General features: G+C 75.5%; 5 protein-coding genes and 1 pseudogene. 4 read left to right on the top strand and 2 right to left on the bottom strand.

Annotated elements, in window-relative coordinates; all coding sequences use genetic code 11:
• A pseudogene (locus E1300_RS44060) lies at nucleotides 1-325 on the top strand (sugar ABC transporter substrate-binding protein); the annotation flags it as partial.
• On the opposite strand, the gene E1300_RS44055 reads toward E1300_RS44060, so the two are convergent.
• Together E1300_RS44055 and E1300_RS44050 are read right to left on the bottom strand one after the other, a co-directional pair.
• Entirely contained in the window at nucleotides 261-1553 is a 1293-nt protein-coding gene (locus tag E1300_RS44055) for an ATP-binding protein (protein WP_165503266.1), read from the bottom strand. The pseudogene E1300_RS44060 and the gene E1300_RS44055 sit on opposite strands and share 65 nt — an antisense overlap.
• Nucleotides 1554-1578: 25 nt before the next feature.
• Nucleotides 1579-2931, bottom strand: a complete 1353-nt coding sequence (locus tag E1300_RS44050; RefSeq protein WP_207400312.1) for a helix-turn-helix domain-containing protein — start codon at nucleotides 2929-2931, stop codon at nucleotides 1579-1581.
• Nucleotides 2932-3112: 181 nt separating this feature from the next.
• Here E1300_RS44050 and E1300_RS44045 point away from each other — a divergent pair, with 181 nt between their 5' ends.
• From E1300_RS44045 to E1300_RS44035, 3 genes are all read left to right on the top strand, one after another.
• Nucleotides 3113-6715 (top strand): NACHT and WD repeat domain-containing protein, encoded by a 3603-nt coding sequence (locus E1300_RS44045; protein ID WP_165503264.1) that lies wholly within the window; start codon nucleotides 3113-3115, stop codon nucleotides 6713-6715.
• 14 nt (nucleotides 6716-6729) lie between these two features.
• Nucleotides 6730-7383 carry a hypothetical protein gene (locus tag E1300_RS44040; RefSeq protein ID WP_131763230.1) on the top strand — a complete coding sequence of 218 codons (654 nt, stop codon included), beginning with the start codon at nucleotides 6730-6732 and terminating at the stop codon, nucleotides 7381-7383.
• The coding region (locus E1300_RS44035; RefSeq protein WP_131763229.1) for an NACHT domain-containing protein at nucleotides 7380-9259 on the top strand (1880 nt) is incomplete at its 3' end. The genes E1300_RS44040 and E1300_RS44035, both read left to right, overlap by 4 nt.

Raw genomic sequence — 9259 nt, 5'->3', positions numbered from 1 at the left:
CGCCATCACCGGCCAGGACGCCACCACCCAGGGGCTGCAGAACATCCTGGACGGCAGCCAGTGCATGACCGTCTACAAGCCCGTCAAGCAGGAGGCCGACGCCGCCGCCAAGCTCGCCGTCGCGCTCCTGAAGGGCCAGAAGGGCGAGACGAGCGCCACGGTGAACGACCCGACGGGCAAGCGTGACGTGCCGTCCGTCCTGCTGACTCCGATCGGCATCTTCAAGGACAACGTCAAGCAGGTCACCGACGACGGGTTCGTCAAGCCCGCGGAGCTGTGCAAGGGCGCGTACGCGGCCAAGTGCAAGACCGCGGGTATCCAGTAGCGACCGCCGTGTGCGCGGCGTGCTCGCGCACCAGGTCGTGGAACCGGTAGCGGCCGGGCGCGGGCTCCTGCATCAGGTGGACGTCCAGGAGGCGGTCCAGCAGGCGGCCCGCGCGCGGCGGGCTCGTGCCGAGGATGGACGCGGCGGCGGCGACGGTGAAGTCGCCGCCGCCGTGCAGGCCCAGGAGGAGGTAGGCGCGCCGCTGGTCGTCGTCGAGTCCGCGGACGGACAGGTCCAGCGCCGCGGTGACGCTCCGCGGTCCGGCTTCGAGTTCGGCGAGCCGCTCCCCCGGGTCGTCCAGGCGCTCCAGGAGATGGGACGCGTCCCAGGTCGGGTGGGAGCGCAGCCGGGCGGCGGCGAGGCGGACGGCCAGCGGCAGCAGACCGCACCGTCCGACGAGTTCCGCCAGTGTCCGGGACGGCGTCCCCGCGAGGCGTTCGGCCGTGTGCGTGAGCAGCGCGACCGCGTCCTCGACGGGGAGGACGTCGAGGGTGAGGGTGCGGTCGAGGGCCACGAGGCGGCGCCGGCTGGTGATCAGGGCACGGCATCCCGGGCCGCCGGGCAGCAGGGGTTCGACCTGGGCCGCGTCGGCCGCGTCGTCGAGCACGAGCAACACCCTGCGCTCCGCCAGGACCGTCCGGTAGAGGGCGGCGCGGGCGTCGGTGTGCGGCGGAATCCGGTCGTTTCGGACGCCGAGCGCGCGCAGCAGCCGGCCGAGCACGTCCCCCGGGGTGGCGGGAGCCGTGCCGTGCGTGTGGCCGTGCAGGTCCACGAAGAGCTGGCCGTCGGGGAAGCCCGGGGCAAGCCGGTGCGCGGCGTGGACCGCCAGCGCGGTCTTCCCGACCCCGGCCATGCCGTCGATGGCGATGGCCGTCGCGGGTTCGGTGTCCAGGATGGACAGTTCGTCCGCCCGGCCGACGAACGCCGCCACGTCGGCGGGAAGCTGCCTCGGCACGACAAGGCGGCGAAGCGGCTCGGACCGGTGGCGGCCTTCTCGGGAGGCGGCGGCGAGCAGCATCTGCCCCTTGTCGTCCAGCCCCAGCGCCTCGGCGAGCAGCCGGACCGTCGCGCCGCGAGGCCGCTCCAGGGCGCCGCTCTCCAGGCGGCGGATCGTGCGGGCGCTCAGGCCGGACCGCTCGGCGAGCTGCTCCTGCGTCAGCGCCGCCAGCCCGCGCCGGTTCCTCAGCACCGCGCCGAAGGCCGGGCCCCGGACCGCTTCCGCTGACATCCTCGTCCCCCGTTCCGTTCGCTCGTCAGGACGCCGCCGCATGGTCGGCGACGAGGTCGTGGAAGCGGTACCGGCCGGGGGCGGGCTCCTGGAGCAGGTGGACGTCCAGCAGCCGGTCGAGCAGCCGCCTCGCCTGCGGAGCGGTCGTGCCGAGGACGGACGCGGCGTCCTCCGCGCCGAACTCGGCGGCGCGGGAGCCGAGCAGCCGGTACGCGCGCCGCTGGTCGTCCGGGAGCCGCTGGTACGAGAGGTCGAGGGCGGCGTAGACGCCGCGCTCCCCCGCGTCCAGCTCGGTGGGCCGCGCGTGGTTCAGCCGGGCCAGGAGGTGCTCGACGGTCCAGGCGGGACGCGCCCGGAGCCGAGCGGCGGCGGTGCGGACGGCGAGCGGGAGCAGTCCGCAGCGCCGCACCGTCTCCGCGAGGACGTCCGCCGGTGTCCCGGCGACGCGGTCGTGCCCGGCCGTGGCGGTGAACAGCGCGATCGCGTGATCCACCGGCAGGACGTCCAGCGGGACCGCCCGGACGTCGTCCAGGCCGGTGAGGCGGCGCCGGCTCGTGACGATCAGGCGGCAGCCCGGACCGGCGGGCAGCAGCGGGCGCACCTGCTCCTCGCAGGCGGCGTCGTCCAGCACGACGAGGATCCGGCGGTCGGCCACCGCGCCCCGGTACAGCGCCGCGCGGTCGTCGATGTGCTCGGGCACGCGCTGCGCCGGGACGCCGAGCGCCCCGAGCACCCGGGCGAGCGCCTCGCCCGGGTGGACGGGCGCCCGCCCGGGGCGGTGGCCGCGCAGGTCCACGAACACCTGCCCGTCCGGGAACCGGGGCGCGAGGCGGCGGGCGGCGCGCACGGCGAGTGCCGTCTTGCCCGCCCCGGCCATGCCCTCGACGGCGATGACCACGGGAGCCCCCGAGGACCCGTGGATCTCGATCGCCGCCGACTCCGCCTCGCGTCCGGTGAACGGCACGGCGTCCGCGGGCAGCTCGCGCGGCACGTCCGCCGCCGCCGGCCGGACGGTTCCCGCCCGGTCACCGCGGACGGGCGGGGCGGCCGTCCGGCCCAGTGCGGCCGCGGCCAGCACCGCTCGCTCCTCGCCGTCCAGGCGCAGCGCGTCCGCCAGCAGCAGGATCGACGAGGGACGGGGCCGGCGGAGCGCGCCGTTCTCCAGGCGGCGGATGGTCCGGACGTTGAGCCCCGCCCGTTCCGCGAGGCGCTCCTGGGTCAGCAGGGCCCGTTCACGCCATCCCCGCAGCAGCGCCCCTGGAGGCGTGCCGGGCGCGTACGGGCCCTGCGGTAACGGACGATCCTGGATGCCCTCCATCGAGGTGACGCCCCCTGTGACTTCGTGACCGGCTCCGGCCGCCGCGGCTTCCGCGGCCATCGAAGGCGTGTTCGGGCCGTCCGCACAACCGCTCGGACGGGATGGGACAGAACCGGACGGCCGCGCACCGCCGTCCCGCCGGATCGCGGAACGCCCGCGGACGCCCCCGGACGCCCGCGGACGTTCCGTCGCGATGCCCATTCCGATTGATCGAGATGGGGGAAGTGGCAAGAATCGGGCCATGGCAGAGGGGTCCGCGGGCGCCGAGTGCCCCTACCAAGGACTCGCGCCGTTCGAGAGCGGCAAGGCCGGGCTCTTCTTCGGCCGGACCCGGGCGACGCGCGACCTCCTCGGGCGCCTCGGCCCCCGGCTGGAGGGACGCGGGTCCGTCCTGCTGGTGTCGGGCGCCTCGGGTGTGGGGAAGTCGTCGCTGCTGCGGGCGGGCCTCCTCCCGGCGCTGGCGAAGGGCGAGTTACAGGTCGCGGGCGTGCGGGGCTGGGCGTCCGTCCTCGTCACGCCGACGTCGAAACCGCTGGCGGCGCTCGCCGAGGCCTGGGCGGAGGCGTTCGGCGGCCCCGCGGAGGCGGTCCGCGACCGGCTGCTGGACGATCCGCGGAAGGCGCTCGCCGACGCGCTCCCGCCGGACGACCGCCTCGTGCTCGTCGTCGACCAGTTCGAGGAGCTGTTCCTCCTGGTGACCGACGAGCGGGAGCGCCAGGAGTACGTGCGGACCCTGCACGCCCTCGCCGAGGGGCCGCGCGGCGCCGGGGTGGTCGTCGGGGTGCGCGCCGACTACTGGGACCGCTGCGCCGCCTACCCGCAGTTCGCCGAGGCGATCCAGGACGGCCAGGTCATCGTCGAGCCGATGGCGGAGGAGGACCTCCGGCTCGCCATCACCGGTCCCGCGGCGGCGGTCGGCATGGAGATCGAGCCCGGTCTCGTCGACACCATCCTCGCCGAGCTGCGCACCGGCCGCGCCGCCGGCGACCGCTACGAGCCCGGCGCCCTGCCCCTGCTGTCGCAGGCGCTGCGCAATACCTGGGAGCGGCGCGAGGACGGGCGGCTGACCGTCCGGGGCTACGAGGAGTCCGGGGGCGTCCGCGACTCGGTGCGGCGCACGGCCGAGGAGGTCCTGTCCGGCCTGCCGGCGGAGGACCGCAAGACCGCGCTCCGGCTGTTCCGCCGGATGACGCTGATCACGGCGGGCGGGAGGCTGGCGCGGCGCAGGGCGTCGCTGCCCGAGCTCCACGCCGCCGCGGACGCGGGCTCGGCGGAGCGGCGCGCGAGGGTCGGCGCGCTGCTGTCGGGGTTCGCCGGGCGGCGGCTGCTCACCCTGCACGAGGAGGCCGCCGAGATCTCCCACGACGCGCTGCTGACGGCCTGGCCCGCGCTGCGGCAGTGGATCGAACCCGACCTGGCCGCGCAGGAGGTCTACGACCGGCTCGCCGAGGACGCCGCGGAGTGGGCGGAGCGGCACCGCGACGCGGCGTTCCTGTACCGGGGCGCGCGGCTGCTGGCGGTGGACGACAGCCGTCCGCGGTGGGAGCGCGACCCGGACGCGTTCCCGCCGCTCGGGCCGACCGCGGACGCCTTCGTCGCGACGTCGGTGCGGGCGGCGCGGCGGACGGCCCGCCGCCGCCGTCTCGTCATGGCCGGGCTCGCCGTGCTGTCCGTGCTGGCCCTGATCGCCGCGGGCGCCGCCGTCTCGTCCGCCCGCTCCGCCGACCACCAGCGGAGGCTGGCCGTCTCCCGCCAGCTCGCCGCCCAGACCGACGCGTCCGACGACCCGGTCGTCACCTCGCTGCTGGCCGTGGCGGCGTACCGGATCGCCCCGACGCCCGAGGCCCGCCACCGCCTGCTCGACCTGGCGGCACGACCGGAGCGGGGGCTCCTTCTGGAGAAGGCCCAGTTCTTCAAGGCCCTCGTCGCCAGCCCCGTCGGCCCGACGCTGGCCGTGGCGGAGGAGGACGGGACCATCCGCCTGTGGGACACCGCGAGGCACCGGCAGCTCGGCGCGCCGATCACGCCTCCGAAGGACGCGGTGTGCAACGACGTGCGCGCGGCGTTCAGCTCCGACGGGAAGGTCCTGGCGGCCACCTGCTTCACGACCGTCTTCTTCTGGGACGTGGCCACCCATCGGCAGGTGGGCGCTCCGATCCAGAACGTCGACGGCGTGTGGTCGATGAAGTACAGCCCGGACGGGCGGACGCTCGTGACCGGCAGCTACGAGGGGACCGTGCGGTTCTTCGACGTCGCGACGCGCCGCCAGATCGGGCGCGCCCTCGGCCGCAGGGCGTCGCGGGGAGAGTTCGCCGTCCGGGCCCTGGCCTTCACCCCGGACGGGCGGCGGCTGGTCAGCGCCGGGTCCGACGACACCGCGCGGCTCTGGGACGTCGCGACGCACCGGCAGGTCGGGAAGCCGTTCACCGGCCACGGCGAGGACGTCCTCGACGCCGCCGTCAGCCCGGACGGCAGGACCCTCGCCACCACGGGCAACGACCATGGCGCCCGGTTGTGGGACCTCGCCACCCACGAGCGGATCGGCGTCCCGGCCGGCAAGCCCGACGACGCGCGCTTCTACGACGGGATCGCCTTCAGCCCGGACGGCACGAGGTTCATGACCTGGGGAAGCGACGGATACATCAGGCTGTGGGACACGGTGACCCGCCGGCCGGTCGGTCAACCGCTCCTCAACGGGCTGGACTCGCCCTTGCAGGCGACCTACCTCGCGGACGGCACGCTCGCGGCCATCGCCCACGACGGCGTCCTGCGCCTGTGGGATCCCGAGGTCGGCCGGCCGATCGGCACCACGATGCCCGCCTCCACGATGGCCGTGTTCAGTCCGGACGGGAGGACCCTGGCCGCCCTCGGCCCCGGGCAGGATCTGAAGGCCACGGACGCCGACCGCGCCGCCCGGCTCTACGACGTCGCGACCCAGCGCCGGATCGGTGACATCCTGCGGCCGGTCAACGGACCGGGGGGACCGGCCGAGACGCCCTATCTGGTCCAGTTCGGCGCCGGCGGGAGGACCGTGTTCACGGACGGCCTCGACGGCGCTCTCAGGGTGTGGGACACCGCGACTCAGCGGCAGATCGGCCCTCCCGTCTACCAGGCCCAGAACCGCCTCCGGACGGCGCTGAGCCCGGACGGCAGGCTTCTCGTCCTCGACCGCTCCGAGGAGGGGCTCGCGTTCTGGGACCTCGCGGGCCGCCGCGAGGTCGGACACCGCATCGTCGACGCGGACAGGTACCACACGCCCGCAAGAATGGTGTTCAGCCCGGACGGCACGACCCTGGCGGTCACGCGGCGCGACCGCGGGGTGCGGCTCCACGCGGTGCCCTCCGGCCGCCTGATCGGGACGCCGCTGGCCGGCGCCACCGACGACGACTACTACAGCGCGATGGCGTTCAGCCCCGACGGCAGGATCCTGGCCAGCACGGTCGACAGGGACACCGTGAAGCTGTGGGACGTGGCGAGCCACCGCCAGATCGGCGCGCCGCTGACCGGCCACACCGACCAGATCGGCTCGGTCGCCTTCAGTCCCGACGGCAGGATCCTCGCCACCAGCTCCGCCGATGACACCGTGCGGCTGTGGGACCTGCGGACGTACAGTCAGATCGGCCCGCCGCTGACCGGGCACAGCGGCGGCGTGCGCAGCGTCGTGTTCAGCCCGGACGGCAGGACCCTGGCCACGGCGAGCGACGACAAGACGGCGCGGCTGTGGAAGGTCCCCCTGACCCCGGATCCGGTCGCCGCCGCGTGCGCTCGCACGGGGCGCTCTCTCACCCGCGCGGAATGGCGGCGGTTCATACCGGATGAGAAGTACCGGAAAGTGTGCGACTGACCGATGGGCCGACCATGTTCATCCGAGGTTTCCGCCGGCGGACGGGCGAGCCGACCCCCGAGCTCGCCGCGCTGTTCCGCTCGATCATCGAGGAGGCGCGCGACATCCACCCGAACGCGTCCGATCTCCTGGAGCACTTCATGGACGGCGCGGGGTCGTCCAGGACGATGTCGCTGCGCTGGCTGCGCTCGTTCAAGGCGATCCGGAAGGCCGAGCGCAAGAACCAGCGGCGGTTCGAGCGGCAGCTCGCGCGGGCGGCGGAACGGCTGGAGGACGGCGCGTCCACCTGGGTGAACGACTACTGGGACGCCGGGATCAACGCGCTGATCGGCACGGAGCTGTTCTACGTCAGCAGGATGAGCCTGCTGCGCTCGCGCGGCTCGTTCGTGCTGACCCGGAACGGCGCGGAGGTGACGGTCTCCGGGACCGTCCGGCACCACTGGTTCGACCCCTACGACTGGGACCGCGGGCGGTGGGTCTACATCCCGAAGCACGGGTTCGTCCCGATCGCGGTCGGCCGGGAACTGGTCGAAGCCGACGAAGCGCGCAATTTCCTGATGGAATCGCGTCATGTCCAGACGGTTACCGGTACCTGCGTGGACGGCCGCCGTCCGCGCCGAGGAAGGTCGGCGTTCGAGTGGTCGCTGGTAGGAACGGGACATCGATGACCTCGGACCCGCCCGGCCCCGCCGGACCGCCCGATCCGGGCGGGGCGAGGAGCCCGGCCGAGTTCGTCCGGTCCCTGACCCTGCTGCGGCAGTGGGCGGGCGACCCGTCGCTGCGCAGGCTGCGGTCGCTCGGCGGCCAGGTCGCGGCCGCGGACGGCGCCGTGATCGACGCGCTCCCGCAGAGCACCACCTCGCAGGTGCTCCGGCAGGCCGACCGGCTGCCGCGCTGGGACTTCGTGCGCGCCTTCGTCACCGCCTGCCTGCTGTACTGCGACCATCCCGCCGACCGGATCCCCGCCGAGGTCGAGCGCTGGCGCGCCGCGAGGACGGCACTGATCGACCCGATCACGGACGACGCGCTGGACGACCCGGCGGACGGCGCGGCGGAGGTCGCGGCGTCCGAGAGGGCCGAGAACGCGGCGGCCGAGGCGGCGGACGGCGCGGCCAGGGCGACCGGCGGCGCCGCGGAGCGTGCGGCGGACGGCCTGGAGCCGGGTGGGCGGGGTGAGCGTGATCCCGCGCTCGCGCTGCTGGCGCGGCGCGTGGCCCGGGAGGAGGACCGGGCGCGCAAGGGGCTGCTCGGCGGGCACAGCATCGCGCCGGTGACGTTCGCGACGCACGCGGGCCCGGACCTCGGCGGCGTGCCGGAGGCGGGGGCGGAGCCGGGGGCGGGCGAGTACGAGGTCGGCTCGATCGGCCGGTTCTTCGAAGGGCTGCGCCCGCAGCGGCTCATGGTGGTGGGCGGGTCGGGGGGGGGCAAGACGGTGCTCGCCATCGAGCTCGTCCTGCGGCTGGTGGAGCCGATGGTGCCGGACGAGGGGTGGCCGGAGGGCCGTCCGCTGGTGCCGGTGCGGCTGAACGCGGCCCGCTGGACGTCCGACAGCCCGTTCGAGCCGTGGCTGAGCGGGCAGCTCGTGCAGGAGTTCGGGCTGTCCGGCGCGGACGCGGAGCGGCTGGTGCGCAACCGCCGGGTGCTGCCGGTCGTGGACGGCCTGGACGAGCTGGACCCCGAGCCGTCCACCGGTCCGCCGCGCCGCGCGATCGGCCTGCTGACGGAGCTCAACCGGTACAGCGACCTGTCCGGGCGGCATCCGGGCGCGGTGGTGGTGACGTGCCGCGCCGACCGGTACGCGCAGCTGGCGGAGGCCCGCGCCGGGCTCGCCGACGCGTCGCGGATCACGCTGCGCGATCTGAGCACCGAGCAGATCGGCGGGTACCTGCGGGCGCGGTGGCCCGACGGCCATCCCTGCGCCCCGTACCGGGAAGGCATCGGGGCGGCGCTGTCCGGCCCGTCGGGGACTGCCGTCCGGGCGGCGCTCGCCACGCCCTGGCGGCTGCTGCTGACGGCGACGGCGGTGGAGTCCGGCGCGGACCCGGCGGAGCTGCTCCGCGCGGACCCGGACGCCGATCCGGACAAGGCGGCGGAGGGGATCGCGCGGCGGCTCCTGGACGCCTACATCCCGGCGGCGACCGCGCTCGCTCCGCGCGCCGCCCACAGCGCCCCCTACGGCCCGGACCAGGTGCGGGCGTGGCTGGAGCGGCTGTCGGCCCATCTGCGCTGGCAGGCGGAGCGGACCGCCGCGACGGAGCGCCCGCCGCCCGGGCTGACGGCGATCGACCTCGTCCCGCACCTGCTGTGGCCGATCGGCGGCGAGCGCCTCGTCCGGGCGCTGCACGGGGTGTGCTGCGCGGTGCTCGCCGTCATCGCGATGCTGGCGTTCCTGGTCGGCGCGGCGGTCGACCGTCCCGCGGAGCTGCGCGACGGGCTCGGCGGGGACGAGGTGCTCACGCCGGCGCTCATGGCGGGCTGGGTCGCGATCGCGGTCGGGCTCGCGGTGTCGCCGTGGCCGGCCGCGGCGGGCGGACGGGCGAGCGT

Origin of the sequence: Actinomadura fibrosa (assembly GCF_900659615.1) — a bacterium.
Lineage (GTDB): Bacteria > Actinomycetota > Actinomycetes > Streptosporangiales > Streptosporangiaceae > Spirillospora > Spirillospora fibrosa.
Note: the sequence above shows the minus strand (reverse complement) of the source record. Positions and strands in the feature narration are given on the sequence as shown.

Coding starts and splice junctions, on each gene's coding strand:
- E1300_RS44055 (WP_165503266.1), bottom strand. CDS start 1,553: ATGTCAGCGGAAGCGGTCCGGGGCCCGGCCTTCGGCGCGGTGCTGAGG.
- E1300_RS44050 (WP_207400312.1), bottom strand. CDS start 2,931: ATGGCCGCGGAAGCCGCGGCGGCCGGAGCCGGTCACGAAGTCACAGGG.
- E1300_RS44045 (WP_165503264.1), top strand. CDS start 3,113: ATGGCAGAGGGGTCCGCGGGCGCCGAGTGCCCCTACCAAGGACTCGCG.
- E1300_RS44040 (WP_131763230.1), top strand. CDS start 6,730: ATGTTCATCCGAGGTTTCCGCCGGCGGACGGGCGAGCCGACCCCCGAG.